The following is a 21,374-nucleotide window of genomic DNA, read 5'->3' on the forward strand; positions in this document are numbered from 1 at the left end:
TCGGCAGGGGATCAGCATACCTGCAGACACCTATTGGGCAAGCACTGCCAGTCATATGGGGGCGTAAAATGAAAAAACCCGCCGAAGCGGGTTTTTCTTGCAAACCGGTCAAGCGCTCTTAATAAGCCTTGCCGGTCTTGTAGAAGTTCTCGAAGCAGAAGTTGGTGGCTTCGATGTAGCCTTCAGCGCCACCGCAGTCGAAACGCTTGCCTTTGAACTTGTAGGCCATGACGCAGCCGTTCTGGGCTTGTTTCATCAGGGCGTCGGTGATCTGGATTTCGCCGCCCTTGCCTGGCTCGGTCTGTTCGATCAGGTCGAAGATGTCCGGGGTCAGGATGTAACGGCCGATGATCGCCAGGTTCGATGGCGCGTCTTCCGGTTTTGGTTTCTCGACCATGCTGTGAACGCGGTAGATGTCATCGCGGATCATCTCGCCAGCGATAACGCCGTACTTGCTGGTTTCCTGCGGATCGACTTCCTGGATGGCGATGATCGAGCAGCGGAACTGCTTGTACAGTTTGACCATCTGGGTCAGTACGCCGTCGCCGTCGAGGTTGACGCACAGGTCGTCCGCCAGGACCACGGCGAACGGTTCGTCACCGATCAGCGGGCGACCGGTCAGGATCGCGTGGCCCAGACCTTTCATTTCGGTCTGGCGAGTGTAGGAGAACGAGCACTCGTCGAGCAGTTTGCGGATGCCGACCAGGTATTTCTCTTTGTCGGTGCCTTTGATCTGGTTTTCCAGCTCGTAGCTGATGTCGAAGTGGTCTTCCAGAGCACGCTTGCCACGACCGGTCACGATGGAGATTTCCGTCAGGCCAGCGTCCAGAGCTTCTTCAACGCCGTACTGGATCAGTGGCTTGTTTACCACCGGCAGCATTTCTTTAGGCATGGCTTTAGTCGCTGGCAGGAAGCGAGTACCGTAACCGGCTGCTGGGAACAAGCATTTCTTGATCATATAAGTCCTTGAAAGGGCTGTGTGTACGAGTTTCGGCGCAGTCTAATCAGGCGGCGTGCACCTTACAATGCCCCGCACTGGCTAACCGATGCCAACATAGAGAAATATTCTCGCCGATAGTTCCATCGACATCCTGGCGCAGCCAGATCAGCGTAGCTCAAAGCTGTCGACAATCCGGATTACCATACGCTCATCGCACCCCAATGCCAGCATTTGCCGGTATCATGGCGCCTTTGAACCAGCGAACGAGACAAATAGATGGCTGCGGTAAAAATCGTCAACGGGTATGTGATCGACAAGAAAGACGGCAAGTGGACGCTGACCACCACCAATGGCGAACACATCGCCGGGCCTTTCGACAGCGAACAAATGGCGACCGATGTAGCGGCAGTGTTCACCGACACTCCGGCATCGGCCAAGCGCCGCGGCAAAGATCAGGACTGATCTGCTGCGATACGCCCCAAGCCCTGCCTTTGAGCAGGGCTTTTTTGTGCCCACCTAAAAACAAGTGGCCAAACGCTATAACCTTTTCACAGCGGCGCTGTCACAGCGTCTAGTCCCCCTTGCTGAAGACCACGAACATGACCTTGAAAAAATGGCTGCCCCTGATTGCGGTATTGGCTCTGGCCGGCTGCGCCACCTCCCAACCTACTTACCTGAATAACGGTGAACAGGGGCTGTCCATCGATTGCTCCGGCGAAGCCAACTCCTGGGCGACCTGCTATGAAAAAGCCGATGCCTCTTGCGCGGGCACTGGCTATCGCATCGTTGGTACTGACGGCACGCCTGCGCCCAAAGAAAGCGACAAAACCCTCGGCGTCGATGTCGGCAACTACAAAAACCGCAGCGTCGTCGTGGTCTGCAAATAGACCTTACATATGAATTTCGGCGAACTTGATTCCGAGTCCGCGCACCACCTCGATCAGATCGTCGAGTCGATTGAAAGACTCGACCTCGTCGTTATCGTCCACCAGGAAATAACTGCGGCCAGCGCTTTTCTTGAAAAACACAATCCATTCTCCCGGATTCGCCGGGTTCTGGATGACGTGGGTGGCAGAGATAAGCCCCTCTACGTGGCGTTCCCGTACTTGCTCTCGCTTCATCGCGGCTCCATAAATGAAAATGCCGTCACAGCATGACTGCGACGGCATCGGTGCTGATGACTGTCAGTCTATCAGCCGGAAATACATGCATTGGCAGCGTTTCGCACGTCACGCGGACGCACTGGCACATTCGACATGCGCTCATGCAGCTTGATGCTGCTGCCGCCGGAGCGATCTTCAATATCAAATACCGCTGCCGCGCCGGTGGAAAATTTCCCCGGGACGATGACCCGAACACCGTCCTTGTGTGGCTGCATTTGCAGCGCGCCGCGGCTGTCCGCCAGCTTCTCGGCCAGGCATTGAGCATATTCATGGGGTTTCTTGCCGGAGATTACGCTCACGGTCGGCAGCGTTTCATTGATTTCGGAAACACTCGCACAACCACCCACAGCCAGAACCAACGGCAGACACACCACACCCCACTTCATACAATTCCTCCGTTAAAGACCGTCCGACAGCACAAATGCCGTTTTTCTCCGGGGCCTTCTGCATTTAACTCGCATCCGATCGCGAATATCTGTTCAAAATTGTCAAACCAACGCCCGACGGCCAGATAATAACCCGTGCAGGCTGATAAACTGCGCGCAATTACAAGCTATCGTTTTGATTTTGTAGAAAAAGCCCTTCTGGAGGCGCCCATGAAATTCATTCACCAGCGCGAGCACCTCAACGAAGACGACATCGTCGTCATCCAATGCTCGCAAATGTGCAACATCCGTCTGATGAACGACGCCAACTTCCGCAGCTTCAAGAATGGCGGCCGTCACACCTATCACGGCGGCGCCTTCGACACGTTTCCGGCCCGTATCACCGCGCCGAGCACCGGTTTCTGGAACATCACCATCGACACCGTCAACCGCCGTGCGATCAGCGTCACCCGCAAGCCGACGCTGACCCATTCGATCAAGATCATCCGTCGCTCCAGCACCAAACTCAGCTGAGACGCGCCATCCAACCAGAAAGGAAAGCATGACCGTGGCCCAAACGACCAAATACGTCATCAAGTACAAACTCAACGGTGAGCGCCGCTTTGAGTTCGCGCAGCTCGAAAACGGCACCGAAGAAGAAGCCAAAGTTGCCCTGGACGCGATCCACGGTCAGAGCGACGACGTGATCAGCGAAATCAGCGTCAGCAAAGCACTGTAAGGCGCAACCACGAATTCGACCGCAAGCGGCGGAGTGTTCTGCCGCAAGGCCCTGCCTAAACTGACCGCCTCGACCATGAGTCAAGGCGTCAGCATGTCAATGTCACCCTCCCGGCTGGAGTTGCTCGACTGGGCAAGTCTGGAGCAGCAAATGGATCACGATGGTTGCGCGATTATCCGCTCACTGCTGTCGTCAAAAAGCTGCGAGCGTTTAAGTGCGCTCTATCCGCAAGCCGAACCGTTTCGCTCGCAGGTCATCATGGCGCGTCACGGTTTCGGTCGTGGCGAGTACAAGTATTTCCGCTATCCGCTTCCCTCAACCGTAGAACGCCTGCGCACTGCGCTTTACCCTCATCTGGTGCCGCTGGCAAACCGCTGGTTCGAACGCATGAACCTGGCAAAGCGCTTTCCCGAGACCCACAGCGAGTTCCTACAACACTGCCATGCCGCCGGCCAGACGCGCCCTACTCCGCTTCTATTGCAGTACGGCCCGCAGGATTACAACTGTCTGCACCAGGACTTGTACGGCGACTTGGTATTTCCCTTGCAAGTGGCGATTCTTCTGTCAGAACCGGGCAAGGATTTTACCGGCGGCGAATTCGTGCTCACCGAACAACGCCCGCACATGCAATCGCGCCCATTGGTGCAAGACCTGAAACAAGGCGACGCACTGATTTTTGCCGTGAATCAACGCCCGGTCAAAGGCGGGCGCGGCGACTATCGAGTGACCATGCGTCATGGCGTCAGTCGCCTGCACAGTGGAAAAAGGCATACCCTAGGCATCATCTTTCACGACGCAACCTGATGGCTATGTTTTCAACAACATTCGACCTGTTCGCTGACCACGAACCCGAACAACAAGCCCGAGCCGAACAGATTGGCGAGCAATCCTGGTTATTGCGCGGCTTCGCCCTGCCGATTGTCGATCAGTTGCTGCCGGCACTGGACGTCGTTCTCGCCGCGTCGCCCTTGCGTCACATGGTGACACCTGGCGGCTTCAGCATGTCAGTCGGCACCAGCAGTTGCGGTGACTGGGGCTGGATCACCGATCGCAGCGGCTATCGTTATTCGGCTGTCGATCCGCTCAACGGGCAGCCTTGGCCGCAGATGCCAACATCGTTCGCTGCTCTGGCGCATTCGGCAGCCGAGCGAGCTGGTTTTTCTGACTTCACTGCAGATTCCTGTCTGATCAATCGCTATGTCCCTGGCGCAAAAATGTCATTGCATCAGGATAAAGACGAAAAGGACTACGCCGCGCCGATCGTTTCCCTGTCACTCGGATTGCCGGCCATGTTTCTGTTCGGTGGTTTTGCGCGCAGCGACAAGACCCGGCGAATCCCTCTGCTGCACGGTGACTTGGTGGTCTGGGGCGGCGTTGACCGATTGCGCTACCACGGCGTATTGCCGATCAAGCAAGGTCAGCATCCACGCTTGGGTGAACAACGGATCAACCTGACGTTTCGGGTTGCTCGCTGAGCTCGAAAAGTTTGACCGCAAGGCCCGGAGTGTTGTGCCAGGCGAGGCTGGTTAACCTGAATCAAACAGGTCAACGGATCACTCATCATGAAAACGCTTTCGACCCCGCTCAACACCGAACATGATCCTCGCTGGGCCGCCGTGCTTGCGCGCGATCCGCAGGCGGACGGGCAGTTTGTCTACGCGGTGAAAACCACTGGCATCTACTGCCGCCCGAGCAGTCTGGCACGCCTGCCGAAACCGCAGAATGTCGAGTTTTTCGACACCGCCCAACAAGCCGAAGCAGCGGGGTACCGGCCTAGCAAACGTGCAAGCAAGGATCAAAGTGATGTCGCCGCGCAGCATGCCGCGACCGTCGCCACAGCTTGCCGGCAAATCGAAACGGCCGAGAATCCGCCCGCCCTGAGCGAGCTGGCAGAGACGGCCGGTTTGAGCCCGTTTCACTTTCATCGGGTGTTCAAAGCCGCCACCGGCCTCACACCCAGAGCCTACGCGGCGGCCCATCGTTCGCGCAGAGTGCGCGAGCATCTCGCGGACGGCAGTTCGGTGACGGACGCCCTGTATGAAGCAGGTTTCAACTCCAACAGTCGTTTCTATGAATCAGCCAACCACTTGCTGGGGATGAAACCCGGTGACTATCGCGCTGCCGGAAAGAACAACGACATTCATTTTGCCGTCGGCCAATGCTCGCTCGGCGCGATTCTGGTGGCGCAAAGCGAACGTGGGGTGTGCGCAATTCTGTTGGGTGACGACCCGCATCAACTGGTGTGCGACCTGCAGGATCAGTTTCGTAAAGCCAACCTGATTGGCGCAGACAGCGGGTTTGAACAGTTGATCGCCAAAGTCGTGGGCTTTATCGAAGCGCCGGCCATTGGCCTGGACCTGCCACTGGACGTGCGTGGGACAGCGTTTCAGGAACGTGTCTGGCAAGCGCTGCGGGAGATTCCGTTGGGCAGCACCGCCAGCTACGCCGAAATTGCCCAGCGCATCGGCGCACCGACGTCCATGCGCGCGGTGGCCCAGGCTTGCGGAGCCAACCGCCTGGCGGTGGCGATCCCTTGCCACCGCGTGGTGCGCAGCGATGGCAATCTTTCCGGTTATCGCTGGGGTGTCGAGCGCAAGCGTCAGTTGCTGGAGCGTGAGACAACGTCCTGAGAGGCTGTCCCGCGCCGTCGGCGACTGTCAGCGATTGACGTCCACCACAACCCGTCCGCGAAGTTGCCCGGCGAGCAATTTCGGCGCCGCATCGATGGCTTCACTCAAGCCGATTTCATGGCTGATCAATGCCAGCAAGGAGAAATCCAGATCCTTGGCCAGACGATCCCACGCTTGCAGGCGGCGGGCCTTGGGCTGGGTCACGCTGTTGATGCCAGCCAGGGTCACGCCGCGCAAAATGAACGGCGCCACTGAAGCCGGGAAATCCATGCCTTGCGCCAGACCACAGGCAGCGACGGTGCCTTCGGAGCGAGTACTTGCGCAGGCATTCGCCAGCGTGTGACTGCCGACCGAATCGATTACCGCTGCCCAACGCTCTTTGGCCAGCGGCTTGCCGGGCGCTGACAACGTGGCGCGGTCGATGATTTCACTGGCGCCCAATTGCTGCAGATATTCATGCTCGGAAACCCGGCCGGTGGACGCGACCACGCGATAACCAAGCTTGCTCAGCAGGGCGATGGCAAAACTGCCGACGCCGCCATTGGCTCCCGTGACCAGCACTTCACCCTGCTCTGGCGTCACGCCATTGCGCTCGAGCGCCAGAATGCACAGCATCGCCGTGTAACCGGCCGTACCGATGGCCATGGCTTGCGCCGCGGTAAAGGCCTTGGGTAAGGGAATCAACCAGTCGCCATTGAGCCGCGCCTTCTGCGCCAGACCTCCCCAATGATTTTCGCCAACGCCCCAGCCATTCAGCACCACCTGATCACCCACCTTATAGTCGGGGTGCGAACTGGCTTCCACGGTGCCCGCCAGGTCGATCCCCGGCACCATCGGAAATTTGCGCACCACCGGGCTGCTGCCGGTAATCGCCAGACCGTCCTTGAAGTTCAGGGTGCTGTACGCGACGGCCACGGTAACGTCGCCCTCGGGCAATTGCTCTTCGTTGACCTGCTGCAAGTTGGCGCGATAACCGTTGTCGTCTTTGTCGATCACAATGGCGTTGAACATGACTGCCTCGCATGACTGTTTTCAGAATGTCGTGCCTTGAAATACCACATCGCAACACCCTGCCACATTCGACTTTGCGCCAATCGGCGAATCCGCCGGGTATTTCCATGGCGGGCGGCTATGCTTTTTCGACGGTCGTGCTTTTGCCGTTATTCCTTTAGAAATAGGCCTGTCGATGGAGCTGACAATGTCTTACCCGCGCTCGTGCTTCGTGCTGTTGATGCTCTTTCTGCTGGCGTTCAGCAGCGCCTCGGCGGCACCGGCCACCGAGGCCCCGATCGAGCCGACCTGGCCACAAGTCATCAGCAGCGGCAAAGCGAAACTGACCGTATATCAGCCGCAACTCGACAGTTGGGACGGCTACACCCTCAATGCCCGCGCAGCCGTTGAAGCCACCGGCGCGGATGGCAAATCCACCTTTGGCATTGTGCAATTCAGTGCGCATACGCTGGTCGACAAGGCCACGCGCTGGGTCGCGCTGGATCAGTACAAAATCATCAAGGCCGATTTCCCGGCTGATGCCAGTCAAGCCACCACGTGGCTCGCGGCTTTGCAGAAAGACGCCGAAAACCGCAAGAAAACCATCTCGCTGGATCAACTCGAAGCGGCCGTCGGCGTACTTTCAGCCGAGCAGAAAGCTGACAGCGCGCCGCTGGAGAACACACCACCGACGATCATCAGCTCCGACGTCCCCGCCCTGCTCGTCTATATCGATGGCGACGCGGCCTACCGGCCGGTAGACGGCACGGCGCTGCAACGGGTGATCAACACTCGCCCGCTGTTGTTGAAAGACGCGCAGGGCAAACATTACCTGCACGTCTTCGATGGCTGGATGGTCGCCGATCAGCTCAATGGCGCCTATACGCGTCTGGCCACACCGCCGGCGGATCTGGCGAAAGCCAAACAGGCTGCCATTCAGAGCCGGCAAGTGGATCTGCTGACCGGGCAAAGCGACCCGAAAGACAAGGTCCCCAGTCTGGCCAAACCGCCACAACCGAAAATTTTCATCGCCACCACTCCCACCGAATTGCTGGTCACCGATGGCGCAGCGCAGTGGTCACCGATTCAAGGCACAGGCTTGCTGTATGTCACCAATACCACCGGGCACATCTTCAAGGAGATCGGTGACCAGAACAGCTATGTGCTGATCTCCGGCCGCTGGTTCCGCGCCACTGACATGAATGGCCCGTGGACGTTTACCCCGGCAGACAAACTGCCGGCAGATTTCGCCAACATCCCCGACGACAGCCCGAAAGAAAACATCAAGGCGTCGGTAGCCGGCACGCCGCAAGCCAAAGAAGCGGCCATCGCCGCGACCATTCCACAGACTTCGGCGATCAAGAAAAGCGCGGTAAAAATGACCGCGCCACAGTTCGATGGCGAGCCGCAACTCAAAGCCATCAACAGCACGACGTTGCAATACGTGGTCAACAGCGCAACGCCCATCATCCGCGTCGACAACAACAGTTGGTACGCCGTGGAAAACGGTATCTGGTTCACCGCCACCAGCGTGAGCGGCCCTTGGCTTGTCGCCAGTTCCGTGCCGGCGGTGATCTATTCGATCCCGCCGAGCTCGCCCATGCACTACCTCACCTACGTCAAAGTCTACGAGTCCAGCGGTGATACCGTGGTAGTCGGCTACACGCCCGGTTATCAGGGTTCGAATCTTGATCCGGCCACGGGCGTCGTGGTCTATGGCACCGGTTATCCCTACACACCCTGGGTGGGCAGCGTCTGGTATGGCCCGCCGGTGACTTATGGGTTTGGCGTCGCCATTCGCTATACACCGTGGACGGGCTGGACCTTCGGTTTCGGTTTTGGCTGGAGCTGGGGCGGCAGCACTGTCGCCATGGGTTGGGGCTGGGGCGCCTACCCGTGGTGGGGCAATTACGGCTGGGGTTACGCCTGGGGTCCGCACTTGTACCCAGCGCCGTTGGCCTGGAGCGGCGCCGCTTACGGTTACCGCGGTGGCGCGGTGGCCTGGGGTCCCGGTGGCTGGGCGGGCACTACCGGCAACATCTATCACCAATGGGGTGAACGGGCCACGGTCAGCCGCTATGGCGCTGGCTACAACGCCTGGACCGGCAATCGCTGGGCCGGTCAGGTGGGTTCTTCCTATAACTCACGCACTGGCGTCGCGGCTGCCGGTCAACGCGGGGCCGTGCACAACGTCTACACCGGAAATTACGCGGCTGGGCGCAGCGGCGTGGCCGTCGGACCGAACGGTGGCGCCATTGCCGGTGAGCGCGTCACCGCCGGCAATGCGCGCAGCGGTACGCAGGTCACCGCCAATCGTGGCGCCGTGTACAACCCCAACACTGGCAACACCACACAATATGGTGGCGTTCGCGGGCGCAATGGCGGCGCTGCACGCGTGGGTGACAACGTTTACGCGGGTCACGATGGCAACGTGTACAAAAAAACCGATAACGGCTGGCAACCAATGGTCAAGGGTGGCGCGACCCGGACTGCACCGGTCAATAACAATGCCCAGTTGCAGAATCTCAACCGTGAATCTGCCGCACGCAACTTCGGCAACCAGCGCACCAACAACTTTCACAACTCCTCACAATTGATGAATCGCTCGTTTGGCGGTGGTGGTGGCGGACTTCATCGACGCTGAAAAACTGCACGGGTTGTTCTGAATTTCGAACTGGCTGCGGATCCGCTTTTGCTGTTAAAAACCGGTTCTGCCGTCCCTGCCCGCTACCTCGTTCGGAGAACAGCTTTCATGAGCCAATGGCCAGACACCCGCATACTTGATCTGCTCGGCATAGAACTGCCAATCATCCAGGGCCCGATGGCCGGTGCGACGAATTCGTCCATGGTCATCGCCGTGTGCAATGCCGGTGGTCTGGGGTCGATGCCGGCGGCGATGCTGAGCATCGAGCAATTGCGCGAAGAGCTGAAAACCATTCGCCAGCACACCAACAAGCCCTTCAACGTGAACTTCTTCTGCCATCAGCCACCGACAGCCGATGAGCAACGTGCACATGACTGGAAGCATCTGCTGGAGCCTTATTACCGTGAACTGGGTGTCGATTTCGCTGCGCCGACGCCGGTGTCGAACCGCGCGCCGTTCGATGCGGCAGCCTGTGAGGTGCTGGAAGAATTTCGGCCGCAGGTGGTGAGTTTCCATTTCGGGCTGCCAGAGAAATCCCTGCTCGATCGGGTCAAGGCAACCGGAGCAAAAATTCTCTCCTCGGCCACCACTGTCGATGAAGCGATCTGGCTGGAACAGCACGGCTGCGACGCGATTATCGCCATGGGTTACGAGGCCGGCGGCCATCGCGGCATGTTTCTCAGTGATGACCTGAGCAGTCAGGTCGGCACGTTTGCCTTGGTGCCTCAGATAGTCGATGCGGTGACAGTGCCGGTGATTGCCGCCGGGGCTATTGCCGATGCACGCGGCGTGGCAGCAGCGTTCCTCTTGGGGGCCTCAGCCGCACAGGTTGGCACTGCCTACCTGTTCACGCCAGAAGCGAAAGTCAGCGCTTCTCACCACAAGGCACTGCGCACCGCCAAGGAAAGCGAAACGGCGGTCACCAATATTTTCACCGGGCGGCCGGCGCGGGGCATTCTCAACCGCGTCATGCGTGAGCTGGGGCCGATGTCTTCGAAAGCACCGGCGTTTCCCTTGGCCGGTGGGGCGCTGATGCCATTGCGGGCAATCAACGAGGCAGAATTTGCCAACCTCTGGGCGGGTCAGGCATTTACCCTGGGCAAAGACATGGGCAGCGCTGAACTGACCCGACAATTAGCTGAAGGTGCACTGGCAAAACTCACTGGTCATTGAGCTGCGCAGTGTGAGGATTCAGGCGTCCTCACACGGGTTTCAACCAACACTTCCTGTTTGGCGGCATTTCGCTATATATTCCGCTATATAGCGAATTCACACCTTGCATGGGCGCAGTCCACTTCCAACAATAGCTGCGCTCTGCACTCGCCAATACGGAGCTGTTACATGACCATTTGTGCCTCACGTTTTGCCCCTGCCTGCGTGGCCTCCTTGCTCGCGGTCTTCGCCGTCGGCGCTGTTCAGGCTGATGAAGTTCAGGTAGCGGTTGCGGCCAACTTCACCGCGCCGATCCAGGCCATCGCCGCCGATTTCGAAAAAGACACCGGGCACAAACTGGTTGCAGCCTACGGCGCCACCGGCCAGTTCTACACCCAGATCAAGAACGGCGCGCCGTTCGAAATGTTCCTCTCCGCTGACGACACCACCCCGGAAAAGCTCGAGAAAGAAGGCGACACCGTCAAGGGCTCGCGCTTCACGTACGCCGTCGGCACACTGGCGTTGTGGTCGGCGAAAGAGGGTTATGTGGATGACAAAGGCGAGGTGCTGAAAAAGAACGAGTACCAGCACCTGTCCATCGCCAATCCGAAAGCCGCACCTTATGGCCTGGCCGCCACGCAAGTGCTGGAAAAACTCCAACTGACCGAGGCGACCAAAGCCAAGATCGTTGAAGGTCAGAACATCACCCAGGCTTACCAATTTGTCTCGACCGGTAACGCCGAACTGGGCTTCGTGGCCCTGTCGCAGATCTACAAGGACGGCAAAGTCAGCAGCGGTTCGGCCTGGATCGTCCCTGCCAGCATGCACGACCCGATCAAACAAGACGCCGTCATTCTCAACAAGGGCAAAGACAACGCCGCCGCCAAGGCGCTGGTTGAATACCTCAAAGGCCCGAAAGCCGCTGCGGTGATCAAGTCCTATGGATACCAGCTGTAAATGTCGCTGACGAGTGCCGATTTCGCGGCGATCTGGCTGACCCTGAAACTGGCGTCCCTGACCACCGTGATTCTGCTGGTTGTCGGCACGCCGATTGCCCTGTGGTTGTCGCGTACCCGCTCGTGGTTGCGCGGCCCGATCGGGGCGATCGTTGCCCTGCCCCTCGTGCTGCCACCGACCGTGATCGGTTTCTATCTATTGTTGGTGATGGGGCCGCACGGGTTTCTCGGCCAATTCACCCAATGGCTGGGTCTGGGCACCCTGACCTTCAGTTTCACGGGCCTGGTGATCGGTTCGGTAATCTATTCCATGCCGTTCGTGGTGCAACCGTTGCAAAACGCGTTCTCGGCGATCGGCACCCGCCCATTGGAAGTCGCCGCGACCTTGCGCGCCAATCCGTGGGACACTTTTTTCAGCGTGATCGTGCCGCTGGCGCGCCCCGGCTTTATCACTGCGGCGATTCTCGGTTTCGCGCATACCGTCGGTGAATTCGGCGTGGTGCTGATGATCGGCGGCAACATTCCCGACAAGACCCGCGTGGTTTCCGTGCAAATCTACGATCACGTCGAAGCAATGGAATACGCACAGGCTCATTGGCTGGCCGGGGCGATGCTAGTGTTTTCGTTTCTGGTGTTGCTGGCGCTGTACTCCAGCCGCAAGACCCGCGCAGGTTGGAGTTGACCGATGATTGATGTACGTCTGAAACGGGTCTATGCGGACTTCGGCCTCGATGTCGACCTGAACTTGCCCGGCCGTGGCGTGACCGCGCTTTACGGGCATTCCGGCTCGGGCAAAACCACCTGTCTGCGCTGTATCGCCGGCCTTGAACGCGCTGAACATGGCTTCGTGCAGATCAACGACGAAGTCTGGCAGGACAGCGACAACGGCATTTTCGTCCCGCCACACAAACGTGCGCTCGGCTATGTGTTTCAAGAAGCCAGCCTGTTCCCCCACCTGTCAGTGCTGGCCAATCTGCAATTCGGCCTCAAGCGTATCGTCCGCTCCCAACGTCGGGTAGACATGGCGCAGGCCACCGAACTCTTGGGCATCGGTCATTTGCTCGAACGCCATCCACAGCACTTGTCAGGTGGCGAACGCCAGCGCGTCGGCATCGCCCGCGCGCTGCTGACCAGCCCGAAACTACTGTTGATGGACGAGCCACTGGCTGCTCTCGACGGCCAGCGCAAAAGCGAAATCCTGCCGTACCTGCAACGGTTGCATGACGAGTTGGACATTCCAGTCTTGTACGTCAGTCATGCGCAGGACGAAGTCGCGCGGCTGGCCGACCATCTGGTGTTGCTCAGCGAAGGTAAGGCGCTGGCCAGCGGCCCGATCGGTGAAACTCTCGCGCGTCTCGACCTGCCGATGGCGATGGGCGATGACGCTGGCGTGATCATTGAAGGCCAGGTCAGCGCTTACGACGCGGACTACCAATTACTGAGCCTGCAATTGCCGGCCACCGAGATGAGCATTCGCGTCACCCACGCGCCAATTGCATTGGGTCAGCCCCTACGCTGCAAAGTGCACGCCCGGGACATCAGCCTGAGCCTGCAGAACAGCGAGTTCAGCAGCATTCTCAATCGACTGCCGGTCACCGTGGTCAGCGAGCAATCAGCAGACAATGCCGCCCACGTGCTGATTCGTCTCGACGCCGGCGGTACTCCATTGGTCGCACGCATCACGCGCTACTCCAGAGACCAATTGGGCGTGCATCCGGGCCAGCATTTATGGGCGCAGATCAAAGCGGTCGCGGTCCTCGCCTAAATCATTCGGCACCACGGCAACGGCGTGCGGTCAATCGTTTTACAGACCGCCGCGCCATTAAAGGAAACTGCCATGCCCGACACCGTGCTGACTGCCGACCTGCCATCCGACCTGCATTACGTCGACGACACCCAGCCCGGTATCACCCGCAAGAAACTGCGCGGCAAGTTCTGCTACTTCGAGCCGTCAGGCCAGCGCATCACCGACACCGACGAAATCAAACGCATCAATGCTCTCGCGGTACCGCCGGCCTACATCGATGTGTGGATCTGCCCCGATCCGCAAGGTCATTTGCAAGCCACCGGCCGTGATGCCCGTGGCCGCAAGCAATATCGTTATCACGCTCGCTGGCGCGAAGTGCGCGATGCCGATAAATATTCGCGGCTGCGCGAGTTCGGTCTGGCCTTGCCAAAACTGCGCAAGCAACTGGAAGCGTTGTTGGCCGCGCCCGGCTTCAGTCGCGACAAGGTCATGGCCACCGTAATCACCCTGCTCGACGCCACGTTGATTCGGGTCGGCAACACGCAATACGCCCGCGACAACCGCTCCTACGGCCTGACCACCCTGCGCAGCCGGCATGTCGAAGTCAACGGCAGTGCGATCCTGTTTCAGTTTCGCGGCAAGAGCGGCATCGAACATCAGATCACCGTCAAGGATCGACGTTTGGCGCGCATCATCAAGCGTTGTCTGGAGATTCCCGGGCAGAACCTGTTTCAGTATCTGGATGAAAACGGTGAGCGGCACACCGTCAGTTCTTCCGACGTCAATGCGTACCTGCAAACCCTGACCGGCGCCGACTTCACCGCCAAGGACTATCGCACCTGGGCTGGCAGCGCCCTGGCGTTGGCGGTATTGCGCGAACTCAAGCATGAATCCGAGACCGAGGCCAAACGGCATGTGGTGGAGATGGTGAAAAATGTCTCCAGGCAGTTGGGTAACACCCCGGCGGTGTGTCGCAAGTGCTATATCCACCCGGCGGTGGTGGAGAATTTCATGCTCGGCACCCTCGCCGAATTACCGCGCCCCCGCGTGCGCAAAGGCCTGCGCGCCGAAGAAGTGGCTTTGGCAATGTTTCTTGAACGCATGAGCGACATCACCACCGCGCCTTGATCGACAATTTATCACCCAGCAACAGCCCAGGACCGGCAGCTCACCAGCGTCGAAGATTCGTTTCCGTTGACCAACGTCTGGATTGATCGGTGCGCTGAGAATAGCGTCGGCAACCGACGAGTTGACCTGTCTATTTTTTGCACGATTGCCGGGGGCTTCTATAGTTGATCTGACACGAATCAGCTGCGGTGACGCCATGGAAGACATTTTCGTTGTGAAGCGTTGCAACAAGATCATTATTCATGGTCGACGCGCCGGAGACAGTCAGCATGATCCCGCCGAAGCCCTGAGTTGGTTTCGCATCTGCGATACCCGCACCAACGGCTTCATCGGCGATGGCTACGACGTTGAAGAGGACGCACGACGTGAATGCAAACGCCTCAACGCAGCCAGTTCCCCAAAAGCGGTCCGCGAATCGTCCGGCTGATGCCGATCATAAGCGGGTCTATACTGAAACCAGCTGAAGGAGCAGCGCCCCACGGTAGAAGGCTCGCAACACGCGGGCTTTTTGCTGCAGCTCAGGTTTCATAGAACGGAGGTGTTTCATGTCCGAAAAAGAGTCCATCACCACCCTCCTCACCCTGCTCGACGCCCGTCAGGCACGCCTCGCGGCCGCTTGCAAAGAGATCGCCGACTGGGTCGACCACCAAGGCGGGCATCCGACCGCCCTGCGCATCCGTGACCGGCTGAACGATATAGAGAAGGATGCTCCGCTGATTCGCAATACGCTGTCGGCGCTCAAGCCTGTCGATCGGCCACTGCCTCGGTTCAGATGACAGCGACTTCGCCAAGGTCTCAGGAACTTGCCTCACAAGCGGTGACACACAGGTCACCGCGTATTTGTCTGTCCGAAATGTTTATTCTCCCCCCCGCGAATGCGTTTTCACATAACGATCACATCTGCGCGTCTACAGTGAAACCACTCCTTTGCAAAACACCCCTCTCACCCGCCCGCATGCGGGTGTTTTTTTGCCTGCGCCCCATTGCCGAACGGCACAGGAGGTGAGTTGTCAAAAGCAATACACGTCGCAAAGGAGACAGTTCATGGTTATCCATTTCAACGTTGACGGGCATCTGGCCTGTGGCCACAAAGGCCAACAACTGTCGGCAAGTCGAGAGCTCAATCGTGTGAAATGCCGCAGCTGCCGCAATACCGATGCCTACAAACAGGCACGAAAAGATCAGCGCAATGCCGCCCGCAGAATGGCCCGCCAGGCCAAAGCCACGCATGGCGAAGCAAGCTGGCGCACAGAATGGGTCGAGCGGCTGACAGCAATGGCCGGACTTCAGCGCTTGCCTCGGGGTTTTAGCGGGCAGACTTTCGTTTAGCCCTGCATAAAAAAGGCACAAAAAAAGGCCTGCATGAGAAAACTCATGCAGGCCTTTGATATTCATGGTGCCCGAAGCCGGAATCGAACCGGCACGCCCTTACGAGCGGGGGATTTTAAGTCCCATGCGTCTACCAGTTTCGCCATTCGGGCGGTAGCGCGGTGTTGCTGCTTCCTGCTGCACAGTCGCGACCCTGACAGGATCCAACCTAGAACAGCAGAGCGGGAAATATATACATCACTTCCCGGCGAAGCAAGTTTGCAATGGCCGTATTTCAAGACTAAATCTTGCAGCGCAGTGCAAATAAAAAAGCTCCGTAAATCATGGATCTACGGAGCTTGTTTATAGTGGAGGCCGAGGTCGGAATCGAACCGGCGTAGGTGGATTTGCAATCCACTGCATAACCATTTTGCTACTCGGCCTCAAAGCATTTGCTGTCAGTAGCACAACAACAAACACGTACAAACTGGAGCGGGAAACGAGACTCGAACTCGCGACCCCGACCTTGGCAAGGTCGTGCTCTACCAACTGAGCTATTCCCGCTTGGTGTGGCGCATTCTATAGATTTCAGAAGCCCCGTCAACCCTTTGATTCAAAAAAGTTTTATTTCTTTTCTACATCGGTTTTCAGATGTGGCCAGGCCGCACGAAGGTATTGAACCATCGACCATAAAGTCAGGCCTGCGGACACCATCAACAACGCGTAACCCAATATCACCCAGAAGCTGAAGTCCTTTGGATTGGCCAACAGGATTACCAGTGCCAGCATTTGCGCAGCGGTTTTCCATTTGCCCAGGTTCGAGACTGCGACGTGAGCACGGGCGCCGAGTTCGGCCATCCATTCACGCAGTGCCGAAACGACGATCTCACGACCGATGATGACGGCCGCAGGCAATGTCAGCCACAGATTGCCGTGCTCCTGCACCAGCAGCACCAGTGCCACGGCAACCATGAGTTTGTCGGCCACCGGATCTAGAAACGCACCGAACGGAGTGCTTTGTTCGAGGCGGCGCGCCAGGTAGCCGTCCAGCCAATCAGTCGCTGCCGCAAAGGCAAACACCGAGGCGGAGGCCATGTAACTCCACTGATAAGGCAGATAGAACAGCAAAATGAAGATCGGAATGAGCAGAACGCGTAGAACGGTAATCAGATTAGGGATATTCATCGGCACAACTGGCTACGAGGTGAAGGGGCATTCTACTCGCTATGCAGGTTTGCATAAATCGACTCTGCGAGCTTTTTACTGATTCCCGGGGCTTTGGCGATCTCTTCGATGCTTGCACGAGTCAGCTCCTGCAATCCACCAAAATGTTTCAACAAGTCGCGACGCCGGGTCGGGCCAACGCCCGCAACGCCTTCCAGCGTTGACGTACGGCGGGTTTTGCCGCGGCGGGCGCGGTGTCCGGTAATTGCAAAACGGTGGGCTTCATCGCGGATTTGTTGAATCAGGTGCAGCGCCGGCGAATCGCCACGCAAGGTGAACTCATGCGCCGCATCATTTAGATACAACGTTTCGAAGCCTGCCTTGCGCGTGGCCCCCTTGGCGACACCCAGCAAGATCAGATCCGGCACGGCGAGTTCATTGAGAACATCACGAGCCATCGACAGCTGACCCTTGCCACCGTCGACCAGCAAGATGTCCGGCAGCTTGCCCTCGCCCTCCTTGAGTTTGCTGAAGCGTCTTGTAAGGGCCTGATGCATGGCGGCATAGTCGTCACCCGCCGTGACTCCTTCGATGTTGTAGCGCCGGTAGTCCGACTTGATTGCGCCTTCCGGGCCAAACACCACGCAGGAAGCAACCGTTGCCTCACCACTGGAATGACTGATGTCGTAGCACTCCAGACGCTGCGGCGGCTCATCCAGATTCAACACTTCGGCCAATGCCTCAAACCGCGCTGCCGTGTGTTGACGGTTGGCCAGGCGTGCGCCCAATGCCTGCTCTGCGTTGGTCACGGCCAGTTGCTGCCAGCGCGCACGTGTACCACGCACCCGATGACTGATGGCCAGCTCTCGGCCACGCAACTCATGGATCGCCTCGATCAACGTCGGAAAATCTTCGTGAACCACATTGACGATCAGTTCGCTCGGCAAGTCCCGCTCGGGGCTGCTGATGAAGTACTGGCCGAGAAACGCGGCCATGACCTCCGACACATCCTCTTCGATACCGACTTGCGGAAAGAAATTCTTGCTGCCCAGCACGCGCCCGCCGCGGACGCTGATCAAATGCACGCAGGCACCACCCGGGTTGACGAAAGCCGCGATGACGTCGATATCTCCCGTGCCGCCTTCCATGCTTTGTTGATCCTGGACCCTGCGCAACAGCGCGATCTGATCGCGCAACTCGGCAGCTCGCTCGAACTCCAGGTTGATCGCCGCCTCTTCCATCGCCGTCGACAATTCGTTGGTCAGCGCGTGACTGCGCCCCTCAAGAAACATGACCGAGTGACGCACGTCTTCAGCATAGACCTCAGGCTCGACCAGCCCGACGCAAGGCGCTTTGCAGCGTTTGATCTGATACTGCAGACATGGCCGGGTACGGTTCTTGTAGTAGCTGTCTTCACACTGGCGAACGAAGAAGGTCTTTTGCAGCAGACTCAGGCTTTCGCGTATGGCGCCGGCGCTCGGATAAGGACCGAAATACTTGCCCTTGGCTTTTTTGGCCCCGCGATGAATGCTCAGGCGCGGAAACTGCCCGTCGGAAAGAAACACGTAGGGATAGGATTTGTCGTCGCGCAACAGGATGTTGTACGGCGGCCGCCACTCTTTGATCAGCGTTTGTTCAAGCAGCAGCGCTTCGGTTTCGTTGGCGGTGATGGTCGTTTCGACCTGCGCAATGCGACCCACCAACGCTGCGGTTTTAGGCGCCAGACCGGTTTTGCGAAAGTAGCTGGCCAGGCGTTTTTTCAGATTTTTGGCCTTGCCCACGTACAACAGGCGTGCATCGCTGTCGAACATGCGATAGACGCCCGGGCGGCCGCTGACTGTCGACAGAAACGCGCCGGAATCGAATGTGTCAGTCATGGTCAGAGGCTGGCATCAACCATGCCGTGACGAACCGCCAACAGTGTCAACTCGACGTCGCTGCTGATCGAAAGCTTCTCGAAAATACGGTAGCGATAGGTGTTCACGGTTTTCGGCGACAGGCACAACTTGTCGGAGATGATTTGCACCTTCTGACAGCCGACGATCATCAACGCGATTTGAATTTCGCGCTCGGACAAGGCATCGAAAGGAGAATCGTTGGACGGTTGAAAGGATTTGATCGCCAATTGCTGGGCGATTTGCGGACTGATATAGCGTTGTCCGGCAAACACCAGGCGAATCGCCTGAACCATTTCCGGCAAACCCGCACCCTTGGTCAGATACCCCGCAGCGCCAGCCTGCAGCAAGCGTGTCGGAAAAGGATCCTCCTCACACACCGTAACCGCGACCACTTTGATATCCGGATGACTGCGCAACAGTTTGCGCGTGGCTTCGAGGCCGCCGATGCCAGGCATCTTGACGTCCATCAGCACCACATCGGGCTTCAACTCTCGGGCCTTGATCAGGGACTCTTCCCCGGATTCGGCCTGGCCAACCACTTGCAAGCCATCGATATCGGCCAGCATACGTGTAATGCCTGTACGAACGAGATCATGGTCATCGACCACTAGCACCCTTATCAAGCAGACACCTCGCGATATGGTCATATTGGGATGCCGGACACCTTAGCAAAAAGTGCCACACAGACCTAGCGGAAAGCTTCATTTAAAAAGTTTCAATTCATCATTGAAGGCTTGCCGGCTGCGGGTTTCAGAGCACAGGTGTACTTATATCAAGCTGCATTCGCAGAAAACACTCGTCCGCACCCTGAACCTGTAGTCCTTTTCTTTCGTACAAGTTTCTTGCCGGATTATTTTCGAACACGGTAAGCCGCAGAGTCCGGCGCCTTTCTTTAATGGCCATGTCGATAACCTGATCAATCGCCCAGGAACCAGCGCCCTGCCCCTGAAACGCTTCAGCAATCTGCAATTCCCGAATGTAGAGTGCACGCAGATCCCGGCTGAGACTGAGAAACCCCAGCGCCAGTTCACCCCGCACTATCAGCCAGTTCTGCCGCCCCGGCCACGCTACTTCAAACGCTTCATCCTGCCATAACAGGTCATGGTGAATGTAGTAACGCAGCATGTTCTGACAGGTGAGATCGCGGGCAAATCCCAGGTCTTCTGAAGCGGCAAGACGCAAGTGGAATGTCATCGGGCTTGCGTAACAGGAACAACCCGTCCCTGCCATACACCTTCATTACGCTGAGCGACGACCAGAAGATCGCCCGTCCCCGGAGCGGCAACAATCAGCGAACCGTCTTCAGACCAGATGCAACTGCGCCCGGCGGATTGCCAACCGCCGGTCAGCCCACCGTGATTGGCCATTAGCACAGCCATCGAGTGTTGCCGGGCGTAGCCCTGAAGTATTGCCGTATCAACTGCGTAACCTTTCTCGCTGATCAATACACCGGCTGCGTACAGGTCAGCGCCCTTATCGGCGGCCGCCGCGGCATGGCTGGCATGCGTGAAATCGGCGCACACCGCCAACGCGACGACGTCCCCGTCGATATTCAGCGTCGGGCCACCGAAACCGGGTGCAAAAACAAGTTCCTCGCCCGTGTGCAAATGCTGCTTGCTGTACACGCCGAGAGAACCATCCGCGCCCAGAACCAGAGCGCCGATCAGCGCCGAAACACTGCCCTCCAACCGGATGGGCATACCGACAACGGCAGTTACCCCAAGCTTTCGGGCCAAATTCCTAAGAGGTTGCAACACGGCATCTTGCGGTTCGATCGCCAACGCTGCGGCCGTTTCTCCTTCATAGCCAGTCAGCGACAACTCGGGAAAAACCAGTAACTCAACACCCTGCTCCGCTGCTGTCTCGATGAAGCGGCAATGTCGGGCAATGTTCCCGGGGAGGTCCCCGGCAAGGGAGAGGCTTTGGGCAGCGGCAATGGTCAGTGTCGACACGGTTCATCCTTGGCAATCAAGCAAAACGCTGAGTGTCACCACTCTTGCCCAAATCAGGCAATAGGCATTTTGTTGATAACGCGATAGCAATTTCTGATTGCTGAGCCACATCGGCCTCTAGTAAGCTCGGCCCACTCATCGGAGACAAACCATGTTCAACACCCTCTCACAGCTTCGTACCGCCAGCGCCCTGCGCTCGGTTGCGGCTGCCCGGGTGAATGACGTTTGCGCTCCGGTCAGCTTTTATTTTGGGTATTGGTTTAGCCACTGGCGCGCCTGATACCCAAACGGCGCCCATGATAACGGGTCGCCTACCAGAGATTTCTCAACCCCCGGTCGGCCTCCCGACCGGGGGTTTTGTTTTTTCAGCCCCGAACTTTTTCAGCAACACACCAGATACTTTGAGGATTCACGAAATGAACTACGCCACTTATTACCGTTACGACAGCTTTAGCGCCTGGCGATTTACCAGCCTCCGCTCGGGACAGCCTGCCGCCTCCGATCGGTCACCTACAGGTGGCAAACACGCCCACATTGCCAATACGGCCAATTGTCGAACACCCCAGTAGGGCCGAGCGCGCGGGAAGAACCCGCCGCC

25 protein-coding genes and 3 tRNA genes are annotated in these 21,374 nt (G+C 58.2%); 16 read left to right on the top strand and 12 right to left on the bottom strand.

All coding sequences use genetic code 11. The features are described 5' to 3' along the window. Nucleotides 1-118 precede the first annotated feature (118 nt). Nucleotides 119-958, bottom strand: a complete 840-nt coding sequence (galU, locus tag ACOYXJ_RS25455; RefSeq protein ID WP_053120371.1) for a UTP--glucose-1-phosphate uridylyltransferase GalU — start codon at nt 956-958, stop codon at nt 119-121. 258 nt (nt 959-1,216) lie between these two features. Between galU and ACOYXJ_RS25460 the strand changes: the two genes are divergently transcribed. Further along, nucleotides 1,217-1,402 carry a hypothetical protein gene (locus ACOYXJ_RS25460; protein ID WP_090283267.1) on the top strand — a complete coding sequence of 62 codons (186 nt, stop codon included), beginning with the start codon at nt 1,217-1,219 and terminating at the stop codon, nt 1,400-1,402. Between the two features lie 137 nt (nt 1,403-1,539). Then, nucleotides 1,540-1,827 (top strand): hypothetical protein, encoded by a 288-nt coding sequence (locus ACOYXJ_RS25465; RefSeq protein ID WP_102901883.1) that lies wholly within the window; start codon nt 1,540-1,542, stop codon nt 1,825-1,827. Between the two features lie 3 nt (nt 1,828-1,830). On the opposite strand, the gene ACOYXJ_RS25470 is transcribed toward ACOYXJ_RS25465, so the two are convergent. Then, nucleotides 1,831-2,061: a hypothetical protein gene (locus ACOYXJ_RS25470; protein ID WP_008082673.1), complete on the bottom strand. Its 231-nt coding sequence runs from the start codon at nt 2,059-2,061 to the stop codon at nt 1,831-1,833. A gap of 71 nt (nt 2,062-2,132) precedes the next feature. Beyond that, nucleotides 2,133-2,489: a hypothetical protein gene (locus tag ACOYXJ_RS25475; protein ID WP_095120936.1), complete on the bottom strand. Its 357-nt coding sequence runs from the start codon at nt 2,487-2,489 to the stop codon at nt 2,133-2,135. Nucleotides 2,490-2,699: 210 nt separating this feature from the next. Here ACOYXJ_RS25475 and ACOYXJ_RS25480 point away from each other — a divergent pair, with 210 nt between their 5' ends. From ACOYXJ_RS25480 to ada, 5 genes are all read left to right on the top strand, one after another. Continuing rightward, nucleotides 2,700-3,002, top strand: a complete 303-nt coding sequence (locus ACOYXJ_RS25480) for a DUF1883 domain-containing protein (protein WP_007912251.1) — start codon at nt 2,700-2,702, stop codon at nt 3,000-3,002. 28 nt (nt 3,003-3,030) lie between these two features. Continuing rightward, a complete protein-coding gene (locus tag ACOYXJ_RS25485; protein ID WP_095120937.1) occupies nt 3,031-3,207 on the top strand; it encodes a hypothetical protein in 177 nt (58 codons plus the stop codon). A 93-nt stretch (nt 3,208-3,300) separates the two neighbouring features. After that, complete coding sequence (locus ACOYXJ_RS25490) at nt 3,301-4,011, top strand: 2OG-Fe(II) oxygenase (RefSeq protein ID WP_460372240.1); 711 nt, start codon at nt 3,301-3,303, stop codon at nt 4,009-4,011. Nucleotides 4,012-4,016: 5 nt separating this feature from the next. After that, the gene (alkB, locus tag ACOYXJ_RS25495; protein WP_095121022.1) at nt 4,017-4,682 is read left to right on the top strand and encodes a DNA oxidative demethylase AlkB; all 666 of its coding nucleotides are present in this window, start codon (nt 4,017-4,019) and stop codon (nt 4,680-4,682) included. A gap of 87 nt (nt 4,683-4,769) precedes the next feature. Next, the gene (gene ada, locus ACOYXJ_RS25500) at nt 4,770-5,837 is read left to right on the top strand and encodes a bifunctional DNA-binding transcriptional regulator/O6-methylguanine-DNA methyltransferase Ada (RefSeq protein ID WP_460372242.1); all 1,068 of its coding nucleotides are present in this window, start codon (nt 4,770-4,772) and stop codon (nt 5,835-5,837) included. Nucleotides 5,838-5,864: 27 nt separating this feature from the next. On the opposite strand, the gene acuI is transcribed toward ada, so the two are convergent. After that, entirely contained in the window at nt 5,865-6,848 is a 984-nt protein-coding gene (gene acuI / locus ACOYXJ_RS25505; RefSeq protein WP_460372244.1) for an acrylyl-CoA reductase (NADPH), read from the bottom strand. 187 nt (nt 6,849-7,035) lie between these two features. On the opposite strand from acuI, the gene ACOYXJ_RS25510 reads away from it, so the two are divergent. From ACOYXJ_RS25510 to ACOYXJ_RS25550, 9 genes are all read left to right on the top strand, one after another. Continuing rightward, nucleotides 7,036-9,471, top strand: coding sequence for an autotransporter (locus ACOYXJ_RS25510; RefSeq protein WP_460372246.1), 2,436 nt, complete (start codon nt 7,036-7,038; stop codon nt 9,469-9,471). A gap of 108 nt (nt 9,472-9,579) precedes the next feature. Further along, nucleotides 9,580-10,644 carry an NAD(P)H-dependent flavin oxidoreductase gene (locus tag ACOYXJ_RS25515; RefSeq protein ID WP_460372248.1) on the top strand — a complete coding sequence of 355 codons (1,065 nt, stop codon included), beginning with the start codon at nt 9,580-9,582 and terminating at the stop codon, nt 10,642-10,644. A gap of 168 nt (nt 10,645-10,812) precedes the next feature. After that, nucleotides 10,813-11,580: a molybdate ABC transporter substrate-binding protein gene (modA, locus tag ACOYXJ_RS25520; RefSeq protein WP_460372250.1), complete on the top strand. Its 768-nt coding sequence runs from the start codon at nt 10,813-10,815 to the stop codon at nt 11,578-11,580. After that, nucleotides 11,581-12,261 carry a molybdate ABC transporter permease subunit gene (modB, locus tag ACOYXJ_RS25525; RefSeq protein ID WP_460372252.1) on the top strand — a complete coding sequence of 227 codons (681 nt, stop codon included), beginning with the start codon at nt 11,581-11,583 and terminating at the stop codon, nt 12,259-12,261. It abuts the gene before it with no gap. Between the two features lie 3 nt (nt 12,262-12,264). Beyond that, on the top strand, nt 12,265-13,344 hold the full coding sequence (gene modC, locus ACOYXJ_RS25530) for a molybdenum ABC transporter ATP-binding protein (protein ID WP_460372254.1): 1,080 nt from the start codon (nt 12,265-12,267) through the stop codon (nt 13,342-13,344). Nucleotides 13,345-13,416: 72 nt separating this feature from the next. Further along, a complete protein-coding gene (locus ACOYXJ_RS25535) occupies nt 13,417-14,454 on the top strand; it encodes a DNA topoisomerase IB (protein ID WP_095120945.1) in 1,038 nt (345 codons plus the stop codon). A 196-nt stretch (nt 14,455-14,650) separates the two neighbouring features. Beyond that, nucleotides 14,651-14,881: a hypothetical protein gene (locus ACOYXJ_RS25540; RefSeq protein ID WP_016984981.1), complete on the top strand. Its 231-nt coding sequence runs from the start codon at nt 14,651-14,653 to the stop codon at nt 14,879-14,881. A 118-nt stretch (nt 14,882-14,999) separates the two neighbouring features. Then, nucleotides 15,000-15,230 carry a hypothetical protein gene (locus ACOYXJ_RS25545; RefSeq protein ID WP_008082703.1) on the top strand — a complete coding sequence of 77 codons (231 nt, stop codon included), beginning with the start codon at nt 15,000-15,002 and terminating at the stop codon, nt 15,228-15,230. A 268-nt stretch (nt 15,231-15,498) separates the two neighbouring features. After that, a complete protein-coding gene (locus tag ACOYXJ_RS25550) occupies nt 15,499-15,783 on the top strand; it encodes a hypothetical protein (RefSeq protein ID WP_460372256.1) in 285 nt (94 codons plus the stop codon). Nucleotides 15,784-15,848: 65 nt separating this feature from the next. Here the strand turns inward: ACOYXJ_RS25550 and ACOYXJ_RS25555 are convergent. The 8 genes from ACOYXJ_RS25555 to ACOYXJ_RS25590 form a co-directional block, all read right to left on the bottom strand. Beyond that, nucleotides 15,849-15,935: transfer RNA gene (locus ACOYXJ_RS25555), tRNA-Leu, on the bottom strand. Between the two features lie 196 nt (nt 15,936-16,131). Then, nucleotides 16,132-16,205: transfer RNA gene (locus ACOYXJ_RS25560), tRNA-Cys, on the bottom strand. A 45-nt stretch (nt 16,206-16,250) separates the two neighbouring features. Further along, nucleotides 16,251-16,326, bottom strand: a tRNA-Gly gene (locus ACOYXJ_RS25565). A gap of 60 nt (nt 16,327-16,386) precedes the next feature. Further along, nucleotides 16,387-16,947, bottom strand: coding sequence for a CDP-diacylglycerol--glycerol-3-phosphate 3-phosphatidyltransferase (gene pgsA / locus ACOYXJ_RS25570; RefSeq protein ID WP_007950102.1), 561 nt, complete (start codon nt 16,945-16,947; stop codon nt 16,387-16,389). Between the two features lie 32 nt (nt 16,948-16,979). Continuing rightward, nucleotides 16,980-18,803 carry an excinuclease ABC subunit UvrC gene (uvrC, locus tag ACOYXJ_RS25575; protein WP_095120948.1) on the bottom strand — a complete coding sequence of 608 codons (1,824 nt, stop codon included), beginning with the start codon at nt 18,801-18,803 and terminating at the stop codon, nt 16,980-16,982. 2 nt (nt 18,804-18,805) lie between these two features. After that, nucleotides 18,806-19,447 carry a response regulator transcription factor GacA gene (gene gacA, locus ACOYXJ_RS25580; RefSeq protein WP_016984198.1) on the bottom strand — a complete coding sequence of 214 codons (642 nt, stop codon included), beginning with the start codon at nt 19,445-19,447 and terminating at the stop codon, nt 18,806-18,808. A 127-nt stretch (nt 19,448-19,574) separates the two neighbouring features. Then, entirely contained in the window at nt 19,575-20,018 is a 444-nt protein-coding gene (locus ACOYXJ_RS25585) for a GNAT family N-acetyltransferase (protein ID WP_150793447.1), read from the bottom strand. Beyond that, complete coding sequence (locus tag ACOYXJ_RS25590) at nt 20,015-20,776, bottom strand: carbon-nitrogen hydrolase family protein (RefSeq protein ID WP_460372259.1); 762 nt, start codon at nt 20,774-20,776, stop codon at nt 20,015-20,017. The genes ACOYXJ_RS25585 and ACOYXJ_RS25590 overlap by 4 nt, the downstream gene beginning before the upstream one ends. Nucleotides 20,777-21,374: the final 598 nt, after the last annotated feature.

Source organism: Pseudomonas sp. Tul2A7 (assembly GCF_054790505.1).

What these genes read in the sequence shown, in the direction of transcription:
- ACOYXJ_RS25465 (WP_102901883.1), top strand. Translation starts at nt 1,540, where the DNA reads ATGACCTTGAAAAAATGGCTGCCCCTGATTGCGGTATTGGCTCTGGCC.
- ACOYXJ_RS25485 (WP_095120937.1), top strand. Translation starts at nt 3,031, where the DNA reads ATGACCGTGGCCCAAACGACCAAATACGTCATCAAGTACAAACTCAAC.
- ACOYXJ_RS25490 (WP_460372240.1), top strand. Translation starts at nt 3,301, where the DNA reads ATGTCAATGTCACCCTCCCGGCTGGAGTTGCTCGACTGGGCAAGTCTG.
- ACOYXJ_RS25475 (WP_095120936.1), bottom strand. Translation starts at nt 2,489, where the DNA reads ATGAAGTGGGGTGTGGTGTGTCTGCCGTTGGTTCTGGCTGTGGGTGGT.
- pgsA (WP_007950102.1), bottom strand. Translation starts at nt 16,947, where the DNA reads ATGAATATCCCTAATCTGATTACCGTTCTACGCGTTCTGCTCATTCCG.
- acuI (WP_460372244.1), bottom strand. Translation starts at nt 6,848, where the DNA reads ATGTTCAACGCCATTGTGATCGACAAAGACGACAACGGTTATCGCGCC.
- ACOYXJ_RS25460 (WP_090283267.1), top strand. Translation starts at nt 1,217, where the DNA reads ATGGCTGCGGTAAAAATCGTCAACGGGTATGTGATCGACAAGAAAGAC.
- ada (WP_460372242.1), top strand. Translation starts at nt 4,770, where the DNA reads ATGAAAACGCTTTCGACCCCGCTCAACACCGAACATGATCCTCGCTGG.
- galU (WP_053120371.1), bottom strand. Translation starts at nt 958, where the DNA reads ATGATCAAGAAATGCTTGTTCCCAGCAGCCGGTTACGGTACTCGCTTC.
- ACOYXJ_RS25535 (WP_095120945.1), top strand. Translation starts at nt 13,417, where the DNA reads ATGCCCGACACCGTGCTGACTGCCGACCTGCCATCCGACCTGCATTAC.
- ACOYXJ_RS25515 (WP_460372248.1), top strand. Translation starts at nt 9,580, where the DNA reads ATGAGCCAATGGCCAGACACCCGCATACTTGATCTGCTCGGCATAGAA.
- ACOYXJ_RS25510 (WP_460372246.1), top strand. Translation starts at nt 7,036, where the DNA reads ATGTCTTACCCGCGCTCGTGCTTCGTGCTGTTGATGCTCTTTCTGCTG.
- ACOYXJ_RS25550 (WP_460372256.1), top strand. Translation starts at nt 15,499, where the DNA reads ATGGTTATCCATTTCAACGTTGACGGGCATCTGGCCTGTGGCCACAAA.
- ACOYXJ_RS25585 (WP_150793447.1), bottom strand. Translation starts at nt 20,018, where the DNA reads ATGACATTCCACTTGCGTCTTGCCGCTTCAGAAGACCTGGGATTTGCC.
- ACOYXJ_RS25470 (WP_008082673.1), bottom strand. Translation starts at nt 2,061, where the DNA reads ATGAAGCGAGAGCAAGTACGGGAACGCCACGTAGAGGGGCTTATCTCT.
- ACOYXJ_RS25480 (WP_007912251.1), top strand. Translation starts at nt 2,700, where the DNA reads ATGAAATTCATTCACCAGCGCGAGCACCTCAACGAAGACGACATCGTC.
- ACOYXJ_RS25545 (WP_008082703.1), top strand. Translation starts at nt 15,000, where the DNA reads ATGTCCGAAAAAGAGTCCATCACCACCCTCCTCACCCTGCTCGACGCC.
- modA (WP_460372250.1), top strand. Translation starts at nt 10,813, where the DNA reads ATGACCATTTGTGCCTCACGTTTTGCCCCTGCCTGCGTGGCCTCCTTG.
- alkB (WP_095121022.1), top strand. Translation starts at nt 4,017, where the DNA reads ATGTTTTCAACAACATTCGACCTGTTCGCTGACCACGAACCCGAACAA.
- modC (WP_460372254.1), top strand. Translation starts at nt 12,265, where the DNA reads ATGATTGATGTACGTCTGAAACGGGTCTATGCGGACTTCGGCCTCGAT.
- ACOYXJ_RS25540 (WP_016984981.1), top strand. Translation starts at nt 14,651, where the DNA reads ATGGAAGACATTTTCGTTGTGAAGCGTTGCAACAAGATCATTATTCAT.
- modB (WP_460372252.1), top strand. Translation starts at nt 11,581, where the DNA reads ATGTCGCTGACGAGTGCCGATTTCGCGGCGATCTGGCTGACCCTGAAA.
- uvrC (WP_095120948.1), bottom strand. Translation starts at nt 18,803, where the DNA reads ATGACTGACACATTCGATTCCGGCGCGTTTCTGTCGACAGTCAGCGGC.